The 25,199-nt window shown below is 71.1% G+C and carries 23 protein-coding genes, 1 tRNA gene and 2 pseudogenes; 14 read left to right on the top strand and 12 right to left on the bottom strand.

Annotated features, from left to right (window positions below; translation table 11 throughout):
• Positions 1 to 233: 233 nt before the first annotated feature.
• The 7 genes from ACZ6ZT_RS25050 to ACZ6ZT_RS25080 form a co-directional block, all read right to left on the bottom strand.
• Positions 234 to 1,175, bottom strand: a complete 942-nt coding sequence (locus ACZ6ZT_RS25050; RefSeq protein WP_469722137.1) for a M48 family metalloprotease — start codon at positions 1,173 to 1,175, stop codon at positions 234 to 236.
• Complete coding sequence (locus ACZ6ZT_RS25055; RefSeq protein ID WP_469722138.1) at positions 1,172 to 1,546, bottom strand: BlaI/MecI/CopY family transcriptional regulator; 375 nt, start codon at positions 1,544 to 1,546, stop codon at positions 1,172 to 1,174. The genes ACZ6ZT_RS25050 and ACZ6ZT_RS25055 overlap by 4 nt, the downstream gene beginning before the upstream one ends.
• A gap of 89 nt (positions 1,547 to 1,635) precedes the next feature.
• Positions 1,636 to 2,292 (bottom strand): phosphatase PAP2 family protein, encoded by a 657-nt coding sequence (locus tag ACZ6ZT_RS25060; protein ID WP_469722139.1) that lies wholly within the window; start codon positions 2,290 to 2,292, stop codon positions 1,636 to 1,638.
• Positions 2,289 to 2,894, bottom strand: coding sequence for a phosphatase PAP2 family protein (locus tag ACZ6ZT_RS25065; RefSeq protein WP_469722140.1), 606 nt, complete (start codon positions 2,892 to 2,894; stop codon positions 2,289 to 2,291). Before ACZ6ZT_RS25065 ends, ACZ6ZT_RS25060 begins: the two co-directional genes overlap by 4 nt.
• Complete coding sequence (locus tag ACZ6ZT_RS25070) at positions 2,891 to 3,562, bottom strand: DedA family protein (RefSeq protein ID WP_469722141.1); 672 nt, start codon at positions 3,560 to 3,562, stop codon at positions 2,891 to 2,893. Before ACZ6ZT_RS25070 ends, ACZ6ZT_RS25065 begins: the two co-directional genes overlap by 4 nt.
• Positions 3,563 to 3,689: 127 nt before the next feature.
• A complete protein-coding gene (locus tag ACZ6ZT_RS25075; RefSeq protein WP_469722142.1) occupies positions 3,690 to 5,165 on the bottom strand; it encodes a sensor histidine kinase in 1,476 nt (491 codons plus the stop codon).
• Positions 5,158 to 5,835 (bottom strand): response regulator transcription factor, encoded by a 678-nt coding sequence (locus tag ACZ6ZT_RS25080; RefSeq protein ID WP_469722143.1) that lies wholly within the window; start codon positions 5,833 to 5,835, stop codon positions 5,158 to 5,160. Before ACZ6ZT_RS25080 ends, ACZ6ZT_RS25075 begins: the two co-directional genes overlap by 8 nt.
• A 154-nt stretch (positions 5,836 to 5,989) precedes the next feature.
• Between ACZ6ZT_RS25080 and ACZ6ZT_RS25085 the strand changes: the two genes are divergently transcribed.
• From ACZ6ZT_RS25085 to ACZ6ZT_RS25100, 4 genes are all read left to right on the top strand, one after another.
• Positions 5,990 to 6,562, top strand: a complete 573-nt coding sequence (locus tag ACZ6ZT_RS25085; protein ID WP_469722145.1) for a hypothetical protein — start codon at positions 5,990 to 5,992, stop codon at positions 6,560 to 6,562.
• Positions 6,563 to 6,621: 59 nt separating this feature from the next.
• Complete coding sequence (locus ACZ6ZT_RS25090; protein WP_469722146.1) at positions 6,622 to 7,422, top strand: COG4705 family protein; 801 nt, start codon at positions 6,622 to 6,624, stop codon at positions 7,420 to 7,422.
• Positions 7,423 to 7,732: 310 nt separating this feature from the next.
• Positions 7,733 to 9,073 (top strand): glycosyltransferase, encoded by a 1,341-nt coding sequence (locus ACZ6ZT_RS25095; RefSeq protein WP_469722147.1) that lies wholly within the window; start codon positions 7,733 to 7,735, stop codon positions 9,071 to 9,073.
• Positions 9,070 to 9,804 (top strand): polysaccharide deacetylase family protein, encoded by a 735-nt coding sequence (locus tag ACZ6ZT_RS25100; RefSeq protein WP_469722149.1) that lies wholly within the window; start codon positions 9,070 to 9,072, stop codon positions 9,802 to 9,804. Before ACZ6ZT_RS25095 ends, ACZ6ZT_RS25100 begins: the two co-directional genes overlap by 4 nt.
• A gap of 7 nt (positions 9,805 to 9,811) precedes the next feature.
• Here ACZ6ZT_RS25100 and ACZ6ZT_RS25105 read toward each other — a convergent pair.
• Positions 9,812 to 9,992 (bottom strand): annotated as a pseudogene (locus ACZ6ZT_RS25105) (fasciclin domain-containing protein); the annotation flags it as partial.
• Between ACZ6ZT_RS25105 and ACZ6ZT_RS25110 the strand changes: the two are divergent.
• The 5 genes from ACZ6ZT_RS25110 to ACZ6ZT_RS25130 all read left to right on the top strand — a co-directional run bounded on the left by ACZ6ZT_RS25110 (position 9,931) and on the right by ACZ6ZT_RS25130 (position 16,635).
• Positions 9,931 to 10,362 carry a hypothetical protein gene (locus tag ACZ6ZT_RS25110; RefSeq protein WP_469722150.1) on the top strand — a complete coding sequence of 144 codons (432 nt, stop codon included), beginning with the start codon at positions 9,931 to 9,933 and terminating at the stop codon, positions 10,360 to 10,362. The pseudogene ACZ6ZT_RS25105 and the gene ACZ6ZT_RS25110 sit on opposite strands and share 62 nt — an antisense overlap.
• Before the next feature lie 797 nt (positions 10,363 to 11,159).
• On the top strand, positions 11,160 to 12,284 hold the full coding sequence (locus tag ACZ6ZT_RS25115) for a zinc-dependent alcohol dehydrogenase (RefSeq protein WP_469722151.1): 1,125 nt from the start codon (positions 11,160 to 11,162) through the stop codon (positions 12,282 to 12,284).
• Positions 12,259 to 13,470: an MFS transporter gene (locus ACZ6ZT_RS25120; protein ID WP_469722152.1), complete on the top strand. Its 1,212-nt coding sequence runs from the start codon at positions 12,259 to 12,261 to the stop codon at positions 13,468 to 13,470. The genes ACZ6ZT_RS25115 and ACZ6ZT_RS25120 overlap by 26 nt, the downstream gene beginning before the upstream one ends.
• A 1,063-nt stretch (positions 13,471 to 14,533) precedes the next feature.
• Positions 14,534 to 15,148, top strand: coding sequence for a hypothetical protein (locus tag ACZ6ZT_RS25125; RefSeq protein ID WP_469722153.1), 615 nt, complete (start codon positions 14,534 to 14,536; stop codon positions 15,146 to 15,148).
• Complete coding sequence (locus ACZ6ZT_RS25130; RefSeq protein ID WP_469722154.1) at positions 15,145 to 16,635, top strand: hypothetical protein; 1,491 nt, start codon at positions 15,145 to 15,147, stop codon at positions 16,633 to 16,635. The genes ACZ6ZT_RS25125 and ACZ6ZT_RS25130 overlap by 4 nt, the downstream gene beginning before the upstream one ends.
• 294 nt (positions 16,636 to 16,929) lie before the next feature.
• Here ACZ6ZT_RS25130 and ACZ6ZT_RS25135 read toward each other — a convergent pair.
• Positions 16,930 to 17,943: pseudogene (locus tag ACZ6ZT_RS25135) on the bottom strand (transposase); the annotation flags it as partial.
• A gap of 422 nt (positions 17,944 to 18,365) precedes the next feature.
• Between ACZ6ZT_RS25135 and ACZ6ZT_RS25140 the strand changes: the two are divergent.
• Complete coding sequence (locus ACZ6ZT_RS25140) at positions 18,366 to 18,527, top strand: hypothetical protein (RefSeq protein WP_037792689.1); 162 nt, start codon at positions 18,366 to 18,368, stop codon at positions 18,525 to 18,527.
• 630 nt (positions 18,528 to 19,157) lie between these two features.
• Here the strand turns inward: ACZ6ZT_RS25140 and ACZ6ZT_RS25145 are convergent.
• The gene (locus ACZ6ZT_RS25145; RefSeq protein WP_469722156.1) at positions 19,158 to 19,682 is read right to left on the bottom strand and encodes a peptidylprolyl isomerase; all 525 of its coding nucleotides are present in this window, start codon (positions 19,680 to 19,682) and stop codon (positions 19,158 to 19,160) included.
• Positions 19,683 to 20,835: 1,153 nt separating this feature from the next.
• Complete coding sequence (locus ACZ6ZT_RS25150; RefSeq protein WP_469722157.1) at positions 20,836 to 21,264, bottom strand: DUF5958 family protein; 429 nt, start codon at positions 21,262 to 21,264, stop codon at positions 20,836 to 20,838.
• Between the two features lie 378 nt (positions 21,265 to 21,642).
• Here ACZ6ZT_RS25150 and ACZ6ZT_RS25155 point away from each other — a divergent pair, with 378 nt between their 5' ends.
• The 3 genes from ACZ6ZT_RS25155 (at position 21,643) to ACZ6ZT_RS25165 (ending at position 22,819) form a co-directional block, all read left to right on the top strand.
• Positions 21,643 to 21,999 carry a hypothetical protein gene (locus tag ACZ6ZT_RS25155; RefSeq protein ID WP_469722159.1) on the top strand — a complete coding sequence of 119 codons (357 nt, stop codon included), beginning with the start codon at positions 21,643 to 21,645 and terminating at the stop codon, positions 21,997 to 21,999.
• Between the two features lie 9 nt (positions 22,000 to 22,008).
• A complete protein-coding gene (locus tag ACZ6ZT_RS25160; RefSeq protein ID WP_469722160.1) occupies positions 22,009 to 22,197 on the top strand; it encodes a hypothetical protein in 189 nt (62 codons plus the stop codon).
• Positions 22,198 to 22,387: 190 nt separating this feature from the next.
• Positions 22,388 to 22,819, top strand: a complete 432-nt coding sequence (locus ACZ6ZT_RS25165; RefSeq protein ID WP_469722161.1) for a hypothetical protein — start codon at positions 22,388 to 22,390, stop codon at positions 22,817 to 22,819.
• 286 nt (positions 22,820 to 23,105) lie between these two features.
• Here ACZ6ZT_RS25165 and ACZ6ZT_RS25170 read toward each other — a convergent pair.
• Positions 23,106 to 23,182, bottom strand: a tRNA-Met gene (locus ACZ6ZT_RS25170).
• Positions 23,183 to 23,645: 463 nt separating this feature from the next.
• On the opposite strand from ACZ6ZT_RS25170, the gene ACZ6ZT_RS25175 reads away from it, so the two are divergent.
• Complete coding sequence (locus tag ACZ6ZT_RS25175; protein WP_469722162.1) at positions 23,646 to 24,518, top strand: phosphotransferase family protein; 873 nt, start codon at positions 23,646 to 23,648, stop codon at positions 24,516 to 24,518.
• The last annotated feature ends 681 nt before the right edge of the window (positions 24,519 to 25,199 follow it).

Here is a 25,199-nt window from a genome sequence, read left to right on the forward strand (position 1 = left end):
ACGGACTGACCCGCGAGTTCCCGCTGAACAGACTTCGGTTTCCTTGAACCCACGGGCCTCTATGGCCTCGGGGAACATGGGTACAGCCGTTGGCGCTGAGAACGATCATGGTCGGCCGGCGCGGGACTCGGGAACGATGCGAGGGAGCCCCGGGCCGCGAAGACGGCGATACCTGTCCCTGGGATCATGGCCGGCGCCGACGGCGTGCAGGCAGATGTCGCGGAGCCGGTACGTCAGTCGGAAGGCTGCTCGCCCTGGGCGATCTCGACCCCGCGGTGCAGCCAGACCGCTCCGGCCAGGGACGAGGCGCCCGCCGAACCGCACAAGAGGGCCATGGCCAGCAAGGCGGGGGCGAAGCGTCGCGCCGGCGCCCCGCCGAGCAGGGCCTTGACCCGTGCGGGCACCGGGCCGGTGGTCGACCCGGCTGCCAGTACCGAGCGTTCGGGCCCGGCGCGGTGGGAGGCGGCCGCCAGGGCGGCGCGGCCGATCGCCCGCGCGGTCAGCCGCCGGTCTCCGCAGACCCGGGCGGCCGCCTCGTCCGCCGCGCGTTCGGCGGCGAAGGAAACGTGGGGGAGGGCCGCGGCCAGGGCCGGGTGGCACCGGCCGGCCAGCCCGGCGACGGCCAGGAACACGTGGTGCCGGCACGCCAGGTGGGCACGCTCGTGCCCCAGGAGCACCTCGCGTTCGCGCCCGTCGAGGGCCCTGAGCATGCCCGAGGTCACCACGATCCGGTTCGCCCCCCGCGGGCCGCCGGGCAGTGCGAAGGCGTCCGGCCGGTCCTCGTCGACGACGCACAGGCCGTCGGCGTCCGGGAGCCCCGCCACGTGATCATGGACCGCGCGCAGCTTCAGCACCTCCCTCGCGGCACCCCGCACCGCGGCGATCGCGGCCACGGCGAGCGCGCCGACCGCGAGCACGGACACCCCGGATACGAGGAGGGCCGGGCCCGCCTGGAGGGGGTGGAGCAGATGCGCGAGTCCCGCCAGCACCGGGAGGCTCAGGGCGAGCGGCAGCAGCAGGAGGCCCAGGCAGGCCAGCACCCCCAGGGCCAGCACGGCGGCGGCGCCGGTGACGGTCCACAGGGCGATGTCCGGACGTACGTGCTCGGCGGTCCGCCGCGCCAGGGGCGGCAGCGCCCACGGCAGCAGGAGCGGAATCAGCAGGAGCGTGATCACGGCCGGCCCCCCTCCAGCAGTCGCCGCAGCTCGGCCTCGTCGTGGGAGCTGAGCCCTTCGACGAACCGGGCCAGCACGATGCTGCGGTCCTCACCGCCCTGGTCGAGGGCGCGGTGCATGCGCCGGGCGGTCAGCCCATGCGTGTCCTGCACGGCGACGTAGACGAACCCCCGCCCGCCGGGCCGCCGCTCCACCATCCCCTTTTCGCACAGCCGGCTCAGCAGGGTCGCCACCGTGGTGCGCGCCAGATCCTGGGAGATCGCCGTCCGCACTCCGGCGGCGGACAGCGGCCCGCCCGCCGCCCACAACGCGGCCAGCACACTGGCCTCCAGCTCACCGGCGGGCCTGCGCTCGTTCTCCCCGTCGGTCATGGAAGGCCTCCGCTCAAGCTGTCTGCGTCGAAGCAGAATGGACTACTTCAGTGTAGACGTCGTCGACGACGAGAACGCGTCGGCGCACTTCAGCGCCGGGCCGTCGGCCGGCCGGCCGTGCGCCACAGGTACGCGCAGGCCAGGACGGACAGCCAGGTCGTGGCGAACAGCCAGCCCCCGATCACGTCGCTGAACCAGTGCACCCCCAGGTAGACGCGGGTGAGGCCGACGGCCGCGCCCCACGTCCCGATCAGCGCGACCGCGGCGCGGGAGACCTTCGGGCCCCGCAGGAACAGTGCCGCGACCAGCAGGCCGGCGGTCATCGCGGCGGTGCTCGCGTGGCCCGACGGGAAGGCCCAGCCCGAGGCGTGCGTGGCCCAGTCGGCCGCCGGGGGGCGCGGTCGCGCGATCAGCGTCATGACCACGCGGCGCAGCACCTGTCCCGCCCCCAGGCACAGCAGCAGGGCGGCCGCCGTGAAGGCGCGTTGCCTGGTGGTCCGGCCCGCGTACAGACCCGCCAGCAGGAGCAGGACGTACGGGATGAACCCGGTGCCGGTGTCGGTCAGGAGCCGTGCGAGGGCCACGGCGGCGGGCGGGCGGTGCTCGACGGACCAGTGAAGCAAGGCCGCGTCGCCGGGGAGCAGCTGCCGCGGGGCCCGTACGACCCACAGGGCCGGCAGCGCCAACAGCACCCCCGCGGCCAAGGCCACGTACCCCGCCCGGACGGCGCGCCCCGCCCGGGTCATGCGGCTGCCAGGAGCGGGCGCAGCGGGCCGCTCTTCAGACGCTGCGCCCAGACCTCCTGGTTGCGGCGCACGAACCACGTCAGCGCGGCGGCCACCACCGCCCCCACGAGGAGCCCGGCGAGCACGTCGTGCGGATAGTGCGCGCCCACCCAGACCCGCGAACCGGCCATCAGGACCGCCGCGACCAGGGCGACGGCGCCGAGCCGGCGCGACACGAAGAACAGGGCCACGGCGGCCGCCGCCGCCAGGGCGGCGTGGTTGCTGGGGAAGGACCAGTCGCCGGGGGCGGGGCACGCCTCCAGCGTCGCCAGCCGCAGGGTCTGGCAGGGCCGGTCCTCCCGCACCACGCTCTTCAGCGCCAGATCCACGCCGAAGGCGATGACGGTGACCAGCGGAACCGTGAGCGCGGTGACCGCCGCGGCCGTACCGGCGCGACGGGCCGCCCACCACCCGGCGAGCATCAGCAGGGCGAACACGGCCAGCCCGTACGTCGACCAGGCGGAGATCGCGCCGTCCAGCCAGCCCGGCGCCCGGTGAGCGAGATCGGCCACGTCGGTGTAGGCGGAGCCGTCGACACGCGAGCCGTCGTACGCGAGGTTCATCCAGCAGATCCGTTCTGGTGCTTTGCGGCCCGCCGGGAGCGGAGCAGTTCGATTCCCAGCGGCAGCAGGGAGACGATGACGATGAGGGCGACGATCGGCAGGAGGTACCGGTCGACGTTGGGGATCGAGGAGCCGAGCCCGTAGCCGGCCAGCACCAGGCCGACCGTCCAGGCCAGACCACCCACGACCTGCCAGAGGGTGAACACCCGCGCCGGGACGTCGAGGGCCCCGGCGAGCGGGTTGAGGACGGTACGCACGACCGGCACGAACCGCGCCAGAACGATGGCCTTGGCGTGTCCGTAACGCTCCAGCAGCACCTCGGCCCGCTCGGCCCCCTCGCGCAGGCGCTTGTTCCCGCTCCGTGCCAGCAGTGCCCCGCCGGCACGCCGTCCGATGAGGTATCCCACCTGCGCGCCGGCCAGCGCGCCGGCGACCGCGGCGGCCAGCACCAGGGGCAGGGAGAGCGTCGTGGCCTGGTCCGCGCCTCCGGCGCAGAGCAGGCCGGCGGTGAACAGGAGCGAGTCCCCGGGCAGGAAGAACCCGACCAGCAGCCCGGTCTCCGCGAACATCACCACCGCGATGCCGACCACCCCGAAGGTGGCCAGGAGTGACTGGGCGTCGAGCACATTGACCGCGAGGTCGGCTGCCATGTGTACGGAAGCGGCCATACGGGAGGCCTCTCAGAGAAGACGGACGCAGGACAGCCGGGGCACACCACCCGGCGACTACAGTTCCGTAGACGGTCTACTGAACTGTAGACGATCTCGGCGTATGCGCGGTGTCAGAGGCCGGCCGTCAGCCGTTCGGCGACGAGACGAGGCGGGTGTGGAAGGTGATGCCGTCCGGCGTGTCCTGGACGGTGATCGTGCCACCGTGCAGAACCGCGATGTCCCGGGCGATGGACAGGCCGAGACCGGTGCCGCCGTCGTCGCGACTGCGGGCGTCGTCAAGGCGGGTGAAGCGTTCGAATATCTTCTGCCGGTCGGCGGCGGCGATCGGTGGGCCGTCGTTCGCGACGTCCAGGACGGTGTCGCCGGTCGCCGGATCTGCCGCCAGCCGGACGGTGACGCGGTGGTGGGCGTGGCGCTGGGCGTTGTCCAGGAGGTTGGTCAGCAGGCGGCCGAGCCACAACGCGTTGCCGCGGACGACGATGTCATCGGACGTGTGCGGAGCGACCTCGTGGGGGTCCCCCGAACGTGCTGCCAGAGTGGCCCGGACGAGTTCGGTGAGGTCGACGGGTTCGCCGGGACGGCTCTGCCCGCCGGCGTCGAGGCGGGCGAGGAGGAGCAGGTCGGCGGAGAGCGCCTGAAGGCGTTCGGTGTCCTGGAGGGCGCCTTCCACCAGGGTGTCGCGCACCTTCGGGTCGGGGTGGGTGTGAGCGATCTCCAGCTGGGTCCGCAGGACCGCGAGAGGGCTGCGCAATTCGTGGGAGGCATCGGCGATGAACCGGCGCTGCCTGATCCCCGCGGCCTCCAGCCGTTCCAGCATGGCGTTCATGGTCTCGGCGAGGCGCGCGATCTCGTCGTCGCTGCGCGGGGCGGGGACCCTGCGGTCCAGGCCACGGTCGCTGATCGAGGCGACTTCGGCGCGGATGGCCTCGACGGGCCGCAGCGCCCTCCCGGTCGTACGCCATGCCAGGGCGCCGACGGTCAGGAGCAGCAGGATGCTCAGGCCCGCGAGGGCCGCGGTGGTGATGTCCTCGGCTGTGTCGGCGGTGCGTAGCGAGGCGCCGACGTGAATGGTCACCGGGCCGGCGGGCGTGGCGGCCGCGACGGTGGTGACGCGCTGGTCGTGCTGCTCGCCGAGAGCGTCGAGATTGTGCGTCCGGGAGCCCTCGTGGGCGCCGGTGGGGGCTACGGGAGGGCGGCCGGTGAGGTTCTGGCTCTGCGCGATCACCTTGCCCCGGGCGTCGACGACCTGGACGAAATCGGTTCCGGGGCCGAGCGGCAGCTGCGCCGTGAGCTGGCCGGTGGCGGCGAGGTGTGAAACGGCCTGGGCCTCCTCGCGGGCCCCGGCTTCCACGGTGTGTTCCAGGTTGACGCGCAACAGCAGCTGGACGACGGCCGACGCGGCGAGCATGACGACGGCGACGCTCACACACGCGGCGAGGGTGGTGCGGGTACGGACCGAGCGGGGTGCCAGCCGGTGGATCAGCGCGGCGACCCTGGGATGACGGGCCGGCCGGCGTACGAGAGCACCGGCCCGGCGGCGCGCGGAGCGGACGAACGCGCGCAGCCCCGGAGCGGGCGCGATCGACCGCGGCTCAGCCACCGTCGGCCGCCAGCCGGTATCCCGCACCTCGGACGGTCTGCACCGCCGCCCGCCCGAACGGGGCGTCGATCTTGCGTCGCAGGGCGCTCACGTGAACCTCGACGGTGTTCGGGTCGCCGTCCGTGTTGCTGTCCCAGACCTCGTCCAGGATTTCCCGTTTCGAGACGGCCTCGCCGGCTCGTCGGGCGAGGTGGTCCAGGACGGCGAACTCACGTGGGGTGAGCGGGACGGGCACGCCGCCGCGGCTGCACGTGCGGGCGGCGGAGTCGACCACCAGGTCGCCCAGCACGGTGCGCTGCGGGGCCCGGCTGCCGATCCGACGGGCCAGCGCCCGCAGACGGGCGACGAGCACCACGAACGAGAACGGCTTGGACAGGTAGTCGTCGGCACCGGTGTCCAGCGCCTCGGCCTCGTCCCACTCGCCGTCCTTGGCAGTGAGCATCAGGATGCCGACGTTGCTGCCGCAGGCCCTCAGACGCGAGCACACACGGTAGCCGTTCAGGCCGGGCAGCATGATGTCGAGCACCACCACGTCGTAGGTGCGGTCCGTCGCCTTGGCGAACCCCGTCAGGCCGTCGTGAGCGACATCCACACTGAACCCTTCGGCGATCAGCCCATGCTGCAGCGCCAGGGCCATCCGGCGCTCGTCCTCCACCACCAGTACACGCATGGCCCCAGAGTGGCACGCCGCGAAACCGTCGAGCTGAAGGGGCCTTCAGGTCTTCAGCATGCCTTCAGCGTGCCCCGACCATGCTGTGCTCCGACGTCCGGGCACAGGGCCCAGGCCGTGCCATGAGAGAAGGGTGGTCACAGTGCGTGAATCCATGGGCGAGCCCGTGAACGCCGGCGAGCCGCTGGAGCAGGCGGGAGAGGGCGGCCCCGGGGCGAAGGCGAAGAAGACGGTGGGCCGGCTCCGGCCGCGTGGCCGCAGAGCGCGATGGGTCGCGGCCGGTGCCGCCGCCGTGGTGGTGATCGGCGGCGGTGCGGCCGCGGCGGCCATCCACCATCACGAGGAAGAGGGCCGCGGCGAGGACAAGGTGGCGTCTGCCGGAGACCACGAGCGCGGCGACGAGTCGCGTAAGGAATCCGAGAACCGCCACGGGCACAACGGCCGGCGCGGAGACGGTGAGCGCGGCCCGCGCACCGACGACGGCCTCCGTGACCCCTCGGCCGCCGGGGCCCCGGCTCCGATGCCCTCGCTGTCCGCGACGGACGCGGTGAACAAGGCCGCCGCGGCGGTCACCGACGGCAAGGTCGAGTCGCTGGCACCGGTCACCGAGCAGGGCGGTGGCCGCGCCTGGCGGATCGTCGTCCTCGGGCCCGACGGCGTACGGCACGCGGTGATCGTGGACGGCACCAGCAGCACGCTCACCGGCAACACCGTCCTGGGCGGCTGAACCGGACCGACCGAGTGGCGCGGCCCCGGCCGCGCCACGCAGAAAGGAGTGCCGCCGACTTGGGCGCCACGACAACCCCTCGGGCGCACCACCGCGCCCGGGCCCAGGCCGTTCGCTCCGCGGCGAGCAAGGTCCCCGAGGTGTCCGCGGGGTTCTGGATCATCAAGATCCTCACCACCGGGATGGGCGAGACCACCTCCGATTACCTCGCCCGAACCCTCGGCCCCGTCCCCGCGGTCGCCGCGGCCGGTCTGCTGCTGGTCGCCGCCCTGGCCGCGCAGGCCCGCGCGCGCCGCTGCGTGCCGGCCGTCTACTGGTCCGCCGTGGTCATGGTCAGCGTCTTCGGGACCATGGCCGCCGACATCGCGCACGTCGCCCTCGGCGTGCCCTACGCCGTGTCCGCCGGGGTGTTCGCCCTGGCCCTCGCCCTGGTCTTCCTGGTCTGGAGGCGGACCGAGGGCACCCTCGCCGTGGAGACGGTGGCCGGCGGACGCCGCGAGGTCTTCTACTGGACCGTGGTCATGGCCACCTTCGCCCTCGGAACAGCCGTCGGCGACCTCACCGCGGCGACCCTGGGCTGGGGATATCTGACCTCCGGGCTGCTGTTCGCCGTCCTGATCGCCCTGCCGGCACTCGCCCACAGGCTGCTCGCCCTCCCGCCCGTGCTCGGGTTCTGGTGGGCGTACGTCCTCACTCGGCCGCTCGGCGCCTCCTTCGCGGACTGGGCCGGCGTCGGCGCCGAGCGCGGCGGGCTCGGGCTGGGCACCGGTCCCGTCAGCCTGGCCCTCGCGATGATCATCGTCGCCGTGGTCATGTGGCAGACCGCCGCCGACCGCCGCGCGACCCGGCCGCTGTCCTGACGCCCGGCCCCTGTCGCCGTACTCGACCGCGTCTGCCACCGGGTACGGCGACGGGGGCATCGCGCACCCTCGCGGCCGGCACCCGGCGCCCCTGGCGGTGAAGGGCACCCGGACGAGGCCGGTGCCGGATGACCGCGGTCCGGTGCCCGCGCCGCCGCCGGTGACGCGCACGCCGTACCGGTCACGACATCCCGGGACAACGGCCCGGGAACTTCACGAGGAGGAGAACCCCGTGCCACATCTCGGTCAGCCGACGGACCGGCGCGCGGCGAGGCCCACGTTCGTCCACCAAGGCCCCGGAACCGACCGGTTGCGTATCAGCATCGTCTCCGCCTCGATAGGCGCCGGACACGACGGAGCCGCCGCCGAACTCACCCGTCGCCTCCAGGCCGACGGTCACACGGTCGACCGGTGGGACCTGCTCGACCTGTTTCCCGCCCGGGCAGGACGAGCCGCCAGCGGCCTCTACCACCGTCTGCTGGAGCATGCCCCGTGGGCCTACCAGCGGTTGTACACCGGCACGGAGCACGCCGGGGGAGCCGGCCCGGCCGCGCGGGCTCTGCTGCGCACCGCGCAGGGCCGCGTACTGCGGGCGCTGCCGGCCGACACCGCGGCCGTCGTCTCCACGTACCCGGGAGCCAGTCACGTGCTCGGCCGGCTGCGGCTCGCCGGCCGGCTCAAGGTCCCGGCCGTGACCTACATGACGGACTTCTCCGTACACCCGCTCTGGGTGGCACGCGGTATCGACCTGCACCTGGCCGTGCACGAGGTGCCGGCCGGGCAGGCGCGCGCCCTGGGCGCGGCGCGGGTCCGGGTCTGCGGGCCGGTCACCGATCCGCGCTTCCGTCCGCCGCGTGCCGGCGAACGGACGGCGGCGCGCGAGCGGTTCGGTCTCCTGCCGGGCATCCGGTACGCGCTGCTGGTAGCGGGCTCCTGGGGAGTGGGGCCGGTGCGTCGGGTCGCGGCCGAGATCAGGGCCCGCGGCGGCGCGGTCCCCGTCGTGGTGTGCGGCCGCAACCAAGCCCTGGCACGACAACTCGCCGCTGACGGGATCGAGCACGTTCACGGGTGGACGGATGACATGCCGAACCTGATGTGGGCCTGTGACGTGATGGTGCAGAACGCCGGCGGGCTGACCTCGCTGGAGGCCTTCGCCAGCGGCCTTCCCGTAGTCAGTTACCGGTGCATACCGGGCCACGGCACAGCCAACGCCGCGGCCTTGGACGAGGCCGGCGTCGCACCCTGGATCCGCGACGCGGCGGGTTTGCCCGCCGCCCTCGACGACCTGATGGACGCCGGGCCGGCGCTCCGGCAGCGGAACGCGGCCCTCTCCTTGGTCCCGGCCGATCCCGCGCTCGGGCCGGCCGCGGCGATCGCCGCCCTTCCCACGGGGCGTCCGGCTGTCTCCGCTCCGCGGCCGATACCGGATTCCCGCGGCACGCCGGGTGCACCGGCCCGGCGCCCCGCCGTCCGGCTCGCGGCGATGTTCACCGCCGCCACCGCCCTCTGGACCGGCGCGGTCGGCACGGCGGTGGCCACCGGCCATGACGCCCCCGCGCTGCTTCGAAGCCTGGAGCACCACATCGACCCGGACGCCCGGAGGACCGCTCAACCAGCCGTCGTCCCGGCCGTGCGGGAGGACTTCCGGTGACCGGCCTCCGGCTGACCCGAGGTGCCGTGCTCGCCGTTCTTCCCGCCTTGGCGCTGTGCCAGGCGGCACCGGCCATTTCCACCCTCGGCCCCCTGCGCAACCGCACGATGCCCCGGCTCGCCGGGCGAGGACGCACCGACCACGTCGCCCTCACTTTCGATGACGGCCCCGACCCCGTCTCCACCCCGTACTTCCTGCGTCTGCTGGCCGCACGGGGTGTCACGGCGACGTTCTTCCTGCTCGGCGCCGCCGCGGTCCGCGAGCCGGGGCTGGTCCGCGAGATGCGGGCCGCCGGACACGAGATCGCCGTACACGGCTGGCTTCACCGTCCGCTCGTGATGCGTGGACCACGTGCCACCTACGACGACCTCGCCCGGGCCCGCGACAGCGTCGCCGCGATCACCGGGAAACGGCCACACCTGTTCCGCCCGCCGTACGGCGTGATGACCACCGCCGCTCATGTGGCGGCCCGCAGGCTGAACCTCACACCGGTGCTGTGGACCTGCTGGGGCGAGGACTGGCGAGCACGCGCCACCCCGCAGAGCATCTACCGCACCGTCACCAACGACCTGGAGGGCGGCGGGACCATCCTGCTTCACGACTCCGATTGCACCTCCGCACCTGGCTCCTGGCGCAACACCCTGGGCGCCCTGCCACGCATACTCGACGCCTGCGAGCAGCGCGCATGGTCCGTCGGGCCACTGCGGGAGCACGGCACAGTCCCGAAATAGACGGCGGCTACGTGGGCATCAGGACGGTGTCCACGATGTACACGTGGGTAGTTGGCGGTCTTGACGCCGCCGCAGACCACGCGGGAGGCGTCGTTGACCTTGTACGTCTCACCCGAACCCTTCGTGGTGACCACGCCCTTCTCCAGGGTCTCGAAGCCGCCGTTCTCCAGCTGCTCGGGCGTGAGCCGGGAGGCCGGTGTGGAGGCCCAGTACGACGCGGCGGTCCTCGCCGGTCAGGTGTACGGCGATCGCACCGGTTTGGAGGAGCACGACCCCGATGGCCTCGGCCAGGGCCGGACGATGGCCATGGCGTCGATGACCCGGCTGATCGCGAACGCCATGAGGTCGGACCCCGACATCCTCGCCCTGGTCGAACGCCGCGAGACCACCCTGCTGCGCGATCGTCTCTCCGGCAGCGCCGTCCACGCCGACATCGAGGCACGCATCACCCACCTCGTCGCCCTCGCCCACGCCGCTCTCACCACGGCGGACCCGCCCGCTCAGTGGCGGTCCGAACTCCGCGCCGCCGCGCAGGCGGTGGCGTACCGGAACGCCTGACGGGCGGAAACGCGCCGACTGTGTGCGTCATCCCGGCCAGGGCGGTCGCTCCCACCTCACTGCGCCCGGAAACCGGCCGCCCGTGTGGTGCGGCCGCCGTACTTGGCCGGTCTGCACTGCGACCACGAGGTGTGCTCAGGTGGCGTGACTAGCTCGGTTAGACGCGCAGCCGGACTTTCCCCAGCTCGGAGTGCGGGCCGGCGCCCTCGCGGGGTGGCGGCCCGCGCTGCTGCGTTCACGCTCCGTCGGTGTCCGGGGCCCCAACGGCTGGCTCGTCACCGCGCTACTCGCTCAGCAGCGCATCGTCCAGTCGAACGTCGTCAGGGTCCAAGCCGGGCCCACCGCACGAATTCGAGGACGCCGCCGAGGGCGAGCTGTTCGTCGGGCGGATAAGGGGCACCCGCGGCTGTTCACCCGGCATACGCCCAGGGTGCGCTTCCCGGCGGGCGGTGTCGGCGGTGTCGGGCTTGCAGCGAGCACGGGTGTGTCCCAGCACTGCCCGGTGTGGACCAGGCGGCGGACCGGCCGGGTCCCGACCCGTGTTCCATCAGCCATTTCGGCGGCTGCGCCGCGAACGGTTGCCCTTGCCGAATGTGTGTCCAGGCGCCTGCCGCCGGCGAGCTCGTGGACGTCGGATGACCATATGTGTGCTCGTCGACGACGACCGTCACTACAACGGCAAGGACTACGGACGCTTTGTGCCGATTCCGTTTTGTACTGCTTCGAACCGCACATGAGAGGTCGAGCGGCGGGTACATGGCTTCGGCACGCAAGAGTTCATTACGGGGAGGCGTGGCATGTTCGCATATGTGATGTCCGCTCCGGGCGTCATCACCCGGGAGCGATTAGCCGATCCGGCCTGCGAGTCCGATGAGGTGGTCTTGCGGACGGAAGCGGTCTCGGTCTGCTCTACCGATATCTCCTATTACCGGGGGCATCTGATACCGGAGTCCTGGCCGGTGGTGCCGGGACACGAGTACGTCGGGCAGGTCGTCGAGGTCGGAGCGCGATTACGTGGGTCCGTCACCGTAGGGGAGCGGCTGACGTACTGGGGCCAGACGGACTTCGGCGGACTGGCCGAGTTCAGGGCTTTGCGGCCGCTGTTCCCGTCTGACGGGCCCGAGCGCGAGAGTACCTGGCACACCGAACGCAACTTCTACGATGCCGCCCAGGCAGCTGTGGCGGTCGTGCCACCCGATGTACCCGGTGCGCTGGCCACCTTGGCGGAGCCGTTGACGTCCGTCCTGCGGTCGCTGCTGATCAATCCGCCGCGTCCCGGCGACACCGTGGTCCTGCTGGGCTGCGGCCCCAGTGCCCTGCTCGCCTTACAGATCCTGACGCGTTGTATGGGGGCGGGCCACGTCGTGGCCGTCGACCACAACCAGGACCGACTGGAGGCCGCTCTGCGGCTCGGGGCCACCGAAACGTTCAACCCGGCCCGCCAGGCCGACGCCCTGGAGGCGTTCGTCGCCCGGCACCAGGATCACTTCGCGGACTACGTCTTCGATGCCCTGCCGCATGTGGAACTCGACGCTCACGGGTACGACGTGCGTGAGATGGCGATGAGGCTGCTGCGTCCCGCCGGCGACTATGTCGTCTACGGAGCCACCGCGCGCCCACAGACCCTGAAGACCTGGCTCATCCTGGCCAAGGGTCTCAAGGTCCAGGCCGCGCCGTTCGACGTCCGGATGTTTCCCATGCGGCGCACGGCGCACGTGCTGCGAACGGCCCTGGGTTACCTCCAAGGCGGTGTCGTCGATGTGAAACCTCTGGTCACCGGGACAGTCGGCTTCCATGACGAAGAGGGTGTCCGTGCCGTGTTCGAGCAATACGGGACTGCGGCGTCCCTCAAGACATCCATCGCGTTCCCGCCGAGCCAGACCAGGGAGGGTACCCATGCCACGGCCGACCACGTCGCATGAGACGGGCACTCCGGTCCGCGAGGAACCGCCGCCGGGCCTGGCCCGGGTGGCGGTGAGCGCGTTCTTCTTCGTGTTGGGGCTCGGTTTCGGTTCCTGGGTGGTACGGATTCCCGATGTCCAGCACGAGCTGGGCATCAGCAAGGGCTCCTTGGGTGCGGCGCTGCTGGCGGTCACCGTCGGATCTCTGGTCGGTATGCCGCTCGCGGGCTGGCTGGGAACGCGGATGGACGGCGCCTGGGTCCTGCGGGTCTCCGGCGCGGTCCTCGCCGTGTCCATTGCCCTGCCGCCTTACGCGACCAGCTGGTGGACGCTGGCCGTCGCCCTGATCGTTGTGGGCGTGGGAAACGGGGCGCTCGGAGTGGCCATGAACGTACAGGGCTCCCTCGTCGAACGCACCCTGGAGCGGCCCGTCATGTCGTCCTTCCACGGCGTGTTCAGCATCGGAGGTCTCGTCGGTTCTCTGGGTGGTGGGGCCGTGGCATCGGCCGGCATCGGCCCCCGGGCGCACCTCTTGACCACCGCGGCCCTCCTGCTCTGCCTGACGTTCGTTGCGGGCAGCCGGCTCCTGTCCTCACCTCCCGACCGGGAGAATGCCGCCCCTGTGCTCGTCCGGCCCACCAAAGCCGCTCTGATGGGGGGAGTAGTCGCCTTCTGTGTCCTGTTCGGGGAGGGGGCGGTCAGCGACTGGAGCGCGGTCTACCTCAAGAGCGACCTGTCCGCGGCCGCGCTCGCGGGCATGGGATACGCCGCCTTCGCCGGGGCGATGGCAACAGGCCGGCTCGCCGGCGATCGCCTTGCCGCGGCTCTGGGCCCACGTCGCCTGGTGATTTACGGCGGATGCATCGGCACAATCGGAATCACCTCGGTCGTGCTCATCGTCCACCCGCTCACCACGGTCGTGGGTTTCGGGCTTATGGGACTGGGCCTGTCCGTGGTCTACCCACAAGTCGTGAGCGCCGCCGGGGCCACCGGTGGCAAGGACACAGCGCCCGATACAGCGATCGCTGCGGTGTCGACCATCGGGTACTTCGGTTTCCTCGTAGGGCCGCCGGCCATCGGAGGTCTGGCGCAGGTGACCTCGCTGCGCTGGGCCTTTCTCCTCGTCGCCCTGTGTTCCGTCCTGATCATCCCACTGGCTGGAAGAGCTCTCACCACGATGGTGCCGAGCCGGGGCGCCTCGGGGTGACCAGTACCTCGGCACATGACTGACCACGCGATACGGCCGCCCCGCCCTCGACACCACGCAACAAGCGACAAGGGTGCATCCGAGGCGCGGGGCGGCTCGCTCGGGGGCACACGCCCCGCACCCCCTGCCGGACTTCGAAGCCCACTGGCGCCGGGCAATCGCCTTGAAACACATCCCCACGATCTCGAAGCACGGGCGGCACAATTCGAGGACGCCGAGAAGCCCGTCCGGCTCCTGGGCGGTACAGCAGGCAGCGGGTGATTCCCTGGTCGCGCTACGCGGACCTACCGGCGGCTCGGGATGCCGGAGGAACGGGCGCGGCCGAGCTCCTGGTCATACGGCATGATTGCGTGTCGTCGGTGGCCGTGGCGCTGTCAGGATGGGTGTCGTTTTCCGTGACCATCATCGATGGCCCAAAGACGCTGACGGGATTCACAACCAGCCACCGACCAGGGCGAGCTGGAAGCGGGCGCGCCATACCGCTCCGCGAGTTCTCTCGTGAGGACTAGTGACGGGAGGTTCGGGACTGCGCCCAGTCCATGCGTGCGCAGCGTGAGCCGGACCGTCCTGGCCGGTCCGGCTGGCTGACCGGCGAGTCGGGTCGGCCCACGATGTCCTGCAGTGATGAGCCCTGCATGAGGCTGCACGGGTCGCACGTCGACGACTGTCTCCGGCGGCCGCAGTACGCGGTCCGATCCCGCCGAGCCGCAGGCCGACTCGGAGCCCGAGCCGGAATCCGAGCCGGAGCCAGCCACCGATGAGGTAGCGCCGGCCGGGGACGCGGAGTCGGTGGAGCCCGAATCGGAGCCCGAATCGGAGCCCGAATCGGGGCGGGACCGGAGACCTTGCCCGCCCCGGAGCGGGGGTCGATCGCTACCCTGTTCCGGAGTCGGCTGGGTACGGTGCTGCTGGCCGCCGCCGGGGTGGTGCTCAGTGCCGTCGTCGCCGCGGTCGTGTCCGCGTACCTCGACATCTGGTCGGTGAGCGAACCACCGCCCGGTGCACCCAAGATCAGCGCGCCAGCTCCGAGATCTGGTGGGACCTGCTGAGCGACCACCATTTGGTGCGCTCCGCGCCGGGTTCGACGTATGAAAAGAGCCCCCTGTCCCACAACGACCCCGAGGGCTCGCTCGCCGAGATGGTCACCGACGGCGGTGTCAACGCGGGCATGATGCGGGTCCGGATGGTTCTCGCGAACTTCACCCGGACTCCCGCCACCATTACCTCCGTCCGCGCCCGGATCGAGGGCAAGCACCCCGCCCCCGAGGGGCCGCTCTACCAATGCGGAGGACCCCAGGGAGGCGCCGAGATCAGCCGGGTGCTCCTCGACCTGTCCCACCCCGAACGGCCGGCCGTCGAGCGGGACACCGAAGATGGCCCGACCAGGCAGTACCCGGGTAGCACGGTCCAGGTGGCGGCCCAGGGCGATCCGGCCTACTTCGACATCGAGGTCAGGGCGGACGACGTGGCGGGACCGGCCCTCACCTACGAGTTCGTGCTCGACGTCACCTACACGCAGCAGGCAAGCGCCGGGCCGCAACACCTCATCGTGGACCAGGATGGACGTCCGTTTGTCCTCGCTCAGGGAACCTGGGGTTCGTTCACCGGGTTCCGCTGCGACGCCGCGGCCCGTGGGTGGGTGGCTGCTCCCGCCGGGGCCCCCGGGACCGTCGGGTGACGGGGGCCCGCTCCGCGGCCACCGTGACCACCGCCGTCCTCATCCTCGCGCTGAGCTCGGCCCTCACCGTCATGGTGCTGCACGTGCGGTACCCCGTACCGCCGGCCTTCGGTGTTCACGCGACCGGCACGACCCTGCTCGGGGAGAGAGGGGGCCCCTGGGCCGCGACCCTGCCCAACCCGGGCCAGCAGCCGCCGGCCGGGTTGATGCGTGACGCCCTGGGCTGCGCCCCGCTCTTCCGGTGGGCCGCCGAATCTCGCGCTGTGCCCCGCGGGCAGGCTACGGTCGCCTATGCCGTCGGCGCGTCGCCCTCCCACGCCGCTGTGGTGCGCGGGATCCGGGTGGTCAAGGGGCCGCGGCTGACCATCCCGCGCGGGGACGATGTCGGCTGTGCCTCCAACGACGGAGACGAACGGCAGAGCGTCCTGAACACGGGCGATGGCAAGCCGGTGCGTCCGGTCCGGCTCTCACTGGACGCCGGAGCCACCCGGCAGAGCGCCGCGCTCATCGTCCGGGCCGGTGGTTCGGCCACTGGGATGGTCGCCGTCACCACGGCTTCCTGCACGTGCGCCTGGTGGCTCGAACTGGACGTGGAGGAGGGCGGCAAGCGGGTCACCGTACGGGTGGACGACGGCGGCCGCCCCTTCACCCTCGCACCGCCGACGACGACCCCCCTCGCCACCCCCGCCGACGAGGCGCTCGAAGCCCCGCGCCCGCTGTCCCGGGCTTTCGGCGACCCGCGGCCGACCCGGTCCGGAGTCTCCGTGGCCGTCGGGCTGCTGCCGGAGCCCGAGAGCTGGGAAGCGGAGTCTGACAAGCCCCAGGACCCGGCGTCCGCGGTCGGCGGCGAAGCGGCCCTGGGCGGCGTGGGCTGCCGCCGCATGTACGCGTCCGTGCTGCGGGGCGGAGGCGTCCCGGCGGGGAGCCACCAGCTCAAACTCGAGATCAGCGGCCCAGCCGACACGGAGGGGGCCGTGCTGGACGCGCGGGTGCGGCTCGAATCGGTCCGGGGGGACGCCGGGCAACGCTACCGCTACTCGTGCGCGCCAGCCGGCGTGGACGCGCACAAGGCGTACGACAGGCCGGACATCGACCGGAGCGTGTACCCCGACACGCTGCACGCGCTCGGTCCGTTCCCCAGCGGCTCGCTGAAGTACGACCCGGACTGGACTCCTGAGCGGGGCGTCGGCAAGTCAATGCCGCTCGCCGTGGACGAGTTGTTCACTTTTTCCAGGGCATCGGCGGCCGGTGGCCCGGGTGCATTCGGGATCTCCGCCGTCGTCGGCCCCGAACAGGCCACGTTCGGATTCACGGTGGAGGTGACCGTCACCCTGCCGACGGGCGGGCGTGCCGAGTTCACCCTGTCCGACCACGGGAAGCCGTTCCTCCTCGGCCCGGGCACGGCCAAGCTGAGCGCCTCGCAGCAGGAGAACCTCCACGAGCCGCGGAACGGCCCGCACTCCCACTACGACCCGGCTGCGGAATAGCGGGGCCGGCTGCGATCCGGAACCGCTGCGGCGAATGCGCCGTGCCGCCGACCAGGGCATCTCAACCGATCCAGCCCCCCGGCCCGCGGCGCCTTCTCTGCTGGTGCGCCCATCGCCCCAGCGGGAAGTCCTTCGTGACGCCGACCTCGGTCTCGGTGTCGTACGGGATGGCGTACAGGCCCGTGATCCCTTCGACCCGGCGCCCGATGGCCGTTCACCGACCCCGGTGTGCGCCCGCGTGACTGCGGCTGTGCCCCGGCCCGCCGTGGGTGGTGATCGCTGCCATGACCAGGTCATGCCGGTGGCGGAGGACCACAGCCATATTGGCAGCGGGTCTCCGCCGCCGGGCAGGCGGTCGACCTGTAGACGGATCAGCGTTCCTTCGATGATCGGTAGTTCGCCGTCATGGTCGATCCACGCGGAGCGAGTGGTGAGGCGAGGGCGGAGGCGGTCCCAGGCCATCGCTTGTGCGGTGCCGTAGCGGTCGGTGACCTGGACGGTCGCCGTGTTGGGCTTGCCCCAGGTCTCGGGTTTGGCGAAGCGGAACTCCTTGCCGTGCTTCGGGTACCGCCCACCCCGGGGATAGGCCTCGGCGTACTCCTTGAGCGAGGGCGTCGGCCGCCGCATGACCCGGCCGAGCGCATGCGTCCCAAGACCTCGACGGGCAGTCCGTCGAGAAGGTGGGCCATGCGCGGGGCGTCGTAGCCGGCATCGAAGACGACCAGGATGTCCGGATCGCCCTCGCGCCACCGCCTGCCGGCCACAAGGTCCTCGTCCACCTGGCGGACCTGCCTGGCGGTGGGCTCGGCGACGTCGTCCTCGGGGCCGAGCCGCACGGCGTCCAGCAGCTGGCACCAGGAGGTGCGGCCCGATTCGAGAGCGGCCACGAACGAGTACGGCCAGCCCGGGATCAGCAGGTGCTGGTCCCGGCCGCGGCCGAAAGTGTGGCAGAACAGCCTGTCCGCACTGCACTCGGCATCTGGCCGCAGCCAGTTGGTCACGTCCACGGCCAAGACGAGCCGGTCATCGGCTGCCCTCGGCTGGGGCAGCGCGGCCAGCGTCCGTTGCCGCACGCCCATCTCGATGCGGCCGTGGTTGAGAGCCTCGTACAGCGCGCCGTGCCCACGGCGGTGCTCGGCCAGCAGCATCAGTTCCACCGGCGCGCGGTCACTGGCCCGTCCCCGCACAGCAGCGCGTCCGCAAGCTCGAACAAATTTCGTCACGCCGCGCGGTCAGACACGCGAAGAAGTCCTCCCGGGAGTGTGACGCTTCAGCGAACGCCTCCCGTCGGACATCGTGGTGCAGCAGACGCATTCCCCCACGGCCTTCGTCGAGTTCAGGTGCATCTTTGGTCGGAGCACATGATCATACGAAGGCCGTTCCCTCGTCCGGCGAACTCCCGGACGAGCGATCCCGTTCGGGGCATCGTTCGAGGTCAGACCATGAAGAACAAGCTGAGGGCAGCTCTTTCGAGTGGCGCCCGTCCGCAGACCGGCACGCCGCGGGATGGGGAATCAATGCCGACATACGGCCGGGCCGGCTGAGGGGCTCGCGGCCCGTAACCGGGATCGGCTGGGCGGGGTCGTGCCGGGTTGTCTCTCCGGGGCCGTGCGGGTAGCTCATGACCGGGGCGTATGCGTCTGCCCGCCTGCGCGGGATAAGAAACCCGTAAATGTCAGGCGCATGCGCAGGCGTGGGTGGGGCATGCGGTGCTTCGGAGGTTGATAACTATGGTTCCCCTGCTTCTTGTTCTTCTGCTCGCTCTGATTCTTTTCGGTGCCGGTTTCGCGGTGAAGATCCTCTGGTGGGTCGCCATCGCGGTGCTGGTCTTGTGGCTGATCGGTTTCGTCGCCCGTCCCAAGGGCGGCAGTGGCCGCTGGTACCGCTGGTAGCACCACCGGCACCAGACGGCAGGAATGGGCGTTGGTCCACCCCCCCACACGTGGGGGGTGGACAACGCCCATTCCCGTACCCGGCCGCGGACGCCGGAGCTGCCCGTGCTTCCCTGTCGGTGGTGTTCAGTGGTGGGAACAATTCGGATGAAGGGGCGTGCCGGGGGTACGGGGGAGTCAGCCGGGCCGGTCGTCGTGACGCAGCAGGGGAAACTGCTCACCTCCAACGATCGGCGGCCGACCCGGTCCCGCACAGACCGACGGGTATCGGAACCGGGTGATGCCCGGATGGCCGGCCTCTCCTGGTTCCGGTACGTCGGCGAGTTCGCCCAGGACACCCTGTGCCTCCCTCGCCGAGGCCACCGTGATGGCCGTCGCCGACCCGGACGCCCGCCGGACATCCTGGACGTCAGGGAGGTGACTTTCACCGACTTCTCCACGCTCAACCTGATGCTGCGCCTGCTGCACACCGGCGCCTGGTGCTGGCATGCCGCCCGCCCGCCTCGACCGGCTGCGCAAAGCGGGGATGACGCTGGCTGGACAGAGCGGAACACCCCCGACAGCGGCCACCGTAGCGGCGGGGACGAAGTCGGCAGGCTGCGCGGCCGCGGCTTCGGCCGTCGCGGGGAGTCAGTGCGGGAAGGACGGCCGGACGCGGAGCAGCTCGGTTCGCAGCACGGGTGTGCCGTCGACCGGGGCAGGGTTCTCCGGGGTCGGCTCGATTCCTCCGGCGGCGGTCTTGTCCAGTGTTGCCAGGCCCGTGGGGCCGACCGTGCCGAACACCGTGTAGTTCGGTCGCAGTGCGGAGTCGCCGTAAACGACGAAGAACTGTGAGCCGTTCGTGTCCGGACCGGCGTTGGCCATTGCCAGCAGGCCGCGCCCGTACAGGCGGCGCGCGCCGGTTGGATCGGTCGGTGCGGGTGGCAGATCCACCGGCAGCTCATCCTTGTACTTGTAACCGGGCCCTCCCTCGCCGGTACCGGTTGGGTCGCCGCACTGCAGGACCTTCAGCGTCGGATACGCCGTCAGACGGTGGCACACCGTCCGGTCGTAGAACCCATGCCGTGCCAGGTGCAGGAAACTCTGGACCGTGCACGGCGCTTTGGCCTGGTCCAAACGCAGCGGGAGCGGGCCCTGGCTGGTCGGAACAGCCATGTCAACCGTGCCCCGGCTGGGGGTGCGCCGGGGGTCGGGCGGCAGTGGAACAGGGCGCGCGGGCGGCTCGTCCGGGGTCTGTGTGTAGTGGCAAGGGCCATGCGTGGTGCGTGGCGGAGCGCCGTCGGAAGCGGTGGCGGCACTTCCCCCGGACACGACTAACGTCACGGCCGCGAATGCGCTGATCAGTGCTCGGTTCATCGTGTGCGCCTTCCTGATGATCGCCAGGTTCTGGAGCGGTCGCAGTTTAGGGCGTGGTGGGCTCGGCGGGAATGGTCAACGACAGAAGGCCGGCGCGGCCGACCCCGAACCCTTTACCCTCCAGCGCACGCGATGGCTGGGCGGGGGTGAGGACACCGGTGTTGCACGAGGCCGAACAAATCCATCGCACCGTCGTCGTCGATGGGGAACGTCACAGCTCGTCGGGCGCCGGCACGTCTGCCGAACCGCCGACCGCTGCGCGGGGGTTCACCGGCCCGGAGCCGATGCTAGCGGGGCTACGACGAGCAGTAAGCCGGTATCCGCGCCTGCTGGCTCCGCGAGAGAGCAGACAAGCTGCGTTGGGCGTGCCCGTCGACGAGCTGGAACACCGGCAGGGGAGTTCAGATACTGGCTATGTGAAGTCGGAGTAGGCCAGGTGGACCGCACAGACCCGGCAACAGCACCCACCGTGCAGCGAGCCTCCTCGTCCGGCACCCGAACTTCCCCAAGGCGCACCTCGCCGCCCGCCTCTACCAGGACCCCGATCCCGTCCGCCGCCGCCTGGCCTTCCTGACCCGGATCTCGACGAGCCCCGACTGGACGCCCTGAGCCGCGATCCGCAGACCCGGAGCCAAGCGGCCGCAGACCCGAGAATGCCGCTGCCTCGCCTCCGGCAACTGCTTGCCGACGCCGCCACGAGCGCCGCTGCTGCCACCCATCCGGCCTTACCCGCCGCCGACATGCTCACGGTCCTTGACAGGGCCGCCGTGTGACCGGACCGGACCGACTGGCTGGCGGCCACATCAGTTCTGAGGCGATGAGCTCGATCTCGAAGTGGTCGCGGGAGTGAACGAGTGTGTGGTGGCAGCGGTTGGCTGTCAGCGGATGACCGTGTTCCGTACGACGGTTGCTGACTCCCGGTCGGTCGTATGGGTGGAACTGGGGGTGGTCGTTACAGCTGTGCGGATTTACTTGGTGAGCGCAGGTTGTGCCATGGGTGTCCGCAGGCGTTCTTGCAGTACGTCTGTCGGCGGCGGGTATCGGCGACGGCGAACACGGAGACGAGGACGCGGAACGCTTTGACGTGTTCGTCGGCCGGAAGGCCTGAGAAACCATGACGGGGTGGGTCCATGCAGATCATCACTGAGGGGGTGGCGGTGGGTTTCACTCCGGAGCGGGCCACGCCGGCGCGGCCGTCCGCGGCTGTGATGTGTGCCTGCATTGCGTAGCCGCCGACCTGCTGCAGTACCTCCCGCCGGGCTGCCAGGGAGAGCTCGGAGAACCAGGCCACCCCGTCGTCCAGGGTACGGGCCTCCTGGGCGATCTCGTTGACGACCAGCTCAGTCTGGGAGCGGCTGTCCGCCCTGCTTGTCGCGGTCATCTCGTGATCATTCCATGTTGTCGGTTCTGTGCAAGGGCGGTCTGGGTAGACCGCAATGTCGCGGTTCTCAGGTGGAGGCCGCTCATTCCGAGGGCGGGGTGGGTGGAGCCGGGCGGGCCCGCGGCGGCTGTTCGTCCGTGGGTCGGGTTGAGGGCCTGGGTGAGGGTGGCCTTCGCTAGTGTTTGGTTTCAAGATCGGGAGGGATGGCCGGGAGGGCGCCCTCGTTGTGGGGGGTGGCTGATGGAGAACGCTGGGCGTATACGGCTTGTCCGCTGGGTGCGGGGTGGTTTGGCTGTGGCCTGCGGGGGTTTCCTGGCCGCCTGCGGAGGCTCAGCGCAAGAGGGCAGGCCGGCCTCTGATGCCGGGGCCACGCCTGCCGTGTCCCCCACAGCGGGCCGGCCGTCCGCGCCGGCAGCCGACTGGTTCGCGGCCCGGGGGCCGGTGCTGTCGGTGAAGTCGGGGCCGTATCCGCATTCGGTGCAGATCGTGGACAGTCTGCTCAGCCCCGACGCACCCCAGTCCCCGGCCCCGCGCGGCCTGACGCACATCCAGCTCCTGCTGAAGGTCACCGGTGCACCGGGGCGCCCACTGAAGGCGCCGCACCCGCAGGCCTACTGGGTGGTCCGGTACGACGGCTGCGAGGCGGCCCAGAAGACCGAGCCCAAGATCAGCTGCGGCGGCATGGACGACGGGGGCCAGTACTTCACCGCGGAGCAGATGCACGCCCGCGACTAAAGCGCCGGCGTGTACAAGCAGTTCGGCGACTTGAAGGCGGACACCCCGTACTGGATTCGTGCCTGGCAACTGGTACCGGAGAAGGCCGACCTGTCCCGGGCCCAGCTGTGCGAAGGAGTGCGCGACGGGCTCCCGGGCAACTGCATTCCGCTCGGCACCGTGCGCCATGACGGCGCCGGGAGCCCGACGGGCGGCTGAACCAGCCCCGGCCGGGACCGCGACACCCCTGTTGACACCTCACAGGCCGGCACGTGGCCCGCGCACAGCGGACGTACGAGATGATGATGGCGGCCGCCGAGCGACAGGTCGGCGGACGCAGGCCGGCTCGGTTGATGCTCCTATTGGTCGTCAAGCTCTTGAGGTCGGCTGTGCGTCGTATGGTGGCCGGGTGCGGTACTTGGCAGAGTTGTTCATCCTTGGGTCCTTGCGGCGGGGTCGTTCGGTCGAGCAGTTCCTTGGGCCGTGCGGCTCGGCCGAGCGCCCTGGCGTGCGTTATGTAGAGGTTCGTCCGTCGAAGTCGTCCTATGAGGTCTATCTCCACACGGTCGAGGACGCCGGCAGTGGGAGCTTCCTGGACCTGGGCGGGTTCCCGCCGTTCGATCCTGATGACGAGGCCGGTGAGTTCGGCCGGCTCCTGGGCGTGGCCGAGGGCCCGCTGGCCGCGCTGATCGCTGCCGAGGATCGCACTGGAGCTGAGCGGGGTCGGTGGGTCAACGAGAACGTCGTCCAGGACGAGTACGGCGACTTCGTGCGTGCGGGCCGGCCGTCGGGGGCTTCCCTTGACGGTCGTCCGTGGCCTGACATGCCGGACGTTCCATGAACTCTCAGGCGACTCGGAGCCAGTCTCGGTAAGCGTGGGCGAGGTCGTCGTCCCGGCGGATTCCTCATTCGAGGGCGGAAATCGTGGCTGGCCAGCGACCGCAGTGGCGTGCGGCGGCAGTAAAGGTGAAGGCCGGGCCCGTAGCCGGGGCCTCGGTGTCCAGCCGCTACGCCTGCAAGCGCGCCGTAGGCCGCCCGCTGACCACCGGCGTCCCGGCCGCGTAGCCACCGGCGGCCCTTGAATGCGAACAGCCCCCTCGACCATCAAGTTGAAGGGGGCTGTTCGTTGGTAGCGGGGACAGGATTTGAACCTGCGACCTCTGGGTTATGAGCCCAGCGAGCTACCGAGCTGCTCCACCCCGCGTCGGTAAGACCACCCTACGCCATGGGCCCGCTACTCCGGAACGGATCCATCCTGGGCTGCGCCGCTCCTGCCGGCATCACCGGAGCCAAGCGGTTCAGGGATTCTGGCGTGCCGGGGGGGGGGTACAAAAGCGCCGAAGTAGGCGTAGTGACGCTGCCAGTCCACCGTCCACCCGCCGCGTACGCGGGTTCCATCGATCGCGGCGAGCTGGCCCGCCCGGCGACGGGCCCGGACCGTGGCCTCCACGGCCATCACGGTTGTCCGCGCCCCCTGACCTGTCGTCAATACCGAAGGGGCGGCCGGCTCAGGGCCTCGGCCTCCTGCCCGGTCCAGCAGGAGGTACGGGCACCAAACGGCACGGCCGGTGCGTTCTCATGAACGCACCGGGAAACCTGCCCCGCTGCGCACGCGGAACCAGCCCAGAACACGCGGCTGCTCCGCGCAGAGAACAGAAAGGAGCCCCGTGCCCGACGAACTCACCGCCGCCGCCGCACCGGTCATCCACCTACGGCCGGACTTCCGCCCCAAGGCATTCCTCTCCCGAACCGAGAAGTCCCTGCTCATCGCGGGGTACTGCGATGACGGACCGGCTGTCGCGAAACTGCTGACCACCCCGGAACCACTGTGGGCCGAGAAGTTCGGCACGGAGATCGACGCCTACCGGACCTTCGCCGCGACGCCCCCGCCAGTGCGGGTACCGGCCCTCATCGCCGCCGACGACCGGCATCACATGCTGGTCGTCGAACACGTCCGCGGCCATTGCCCGGTCCCGGGCCGCGACCGGTTCCCACCACGAGCACTGGACCCGGCACACGTCACGGTCATGCTGACGGCCATGACCGAGCTCGGTCGATGGAGTCCTCCCGCAAGGGTGTTCACACGCACCCTCGACTACCCCGCACGTCTGGACCGGGACCACCAGCAGGGCCTGATCACCCCGCAGGAACACCAAACCCTGGCCGACCTGTTCCACCGGGCCGGCCCCGTTCTCGTGCCGGGCCACGGAGACCCCCTGCCGACCAACTTCGTAGTCACACCCGACGGACAGGTCACCGTGATCGACTGGGAGCACGCGGGACACTACCTCCCGGGACACGACCTGGCGGTTCTATGGATCGTCCTGGCCGCCACTCCGGAAGCCCGTCCACAGATCGAGGAACTGGTGGCCGCCGGCCCCCCGTCCGTCCGAGCCGCCTTCACCCTGAACCGGGCCATGCTGCTCGTACGGGAACTCCGCAATCACCGTGCGGTGCCCCTCTCCCCATGGCGAGACGAACGGGTGGCGGCAATCGACCGTGACTGGCAGGACGTGCGCGAGCTGCTGCGGGTCGGGTGACACCGGACTGACCTGGCATCACTAAGGGGCCGGTGGACCAACCACCGGCCCTTTCGCATGGCCGGCTCGCCAAGCCCGTACCCGCAGGACTCTCGACCGGCAGCGCAGCGGTTCGTCAGAGACCAGGACCCGCATGCGCCGTGGTATATGGCGACGAACCGCGGGCGTCGACAGACATCCATGTGGCGATCGTGGACCTGCTCGCGGGCCATCTGCCGGCAACAGACCGGCGGTAGCGCTCTCCCGGGTGACGCCCGTACCGGAACTCTTCGTGGGGCGGCCACAAGGGCCGTTGTCAGAGGCGATTGGCAAGGTTGCGGCCATGAATGTCACTCCTGTCACTCCGCCACGGCCGATCGACGTTGCTGCGGTTTTTCTCCAACTGGTTCCGCTGGCCCGCACGGCGACCCGCCTGCACCCCCGCCCTGGGAAGCCGACGTGGCACGACAGCTCGATCGGCGGGCCGCTGCTGTGGCCGGCTGAGGAGCCGTGGCCGCACTGTGAGGAACCGCATGTGGTGGATGGCATCAACCCAGCCCAGTCCCCGGCGGATCTGCGGCTGGAACGACGGATCTTCGCCGCCTCGCACGGCCGGGAGCCGACTCCGGAGGAACGGGAGACTCTCGAGCGGATCCGCCCCCCTCGTACGTATCCGGTGAGGCTGGCGGTCCAGGGCATACG

This window comes from Streptomyces sp. NPDC102258, from assembly GCF_055584685.1.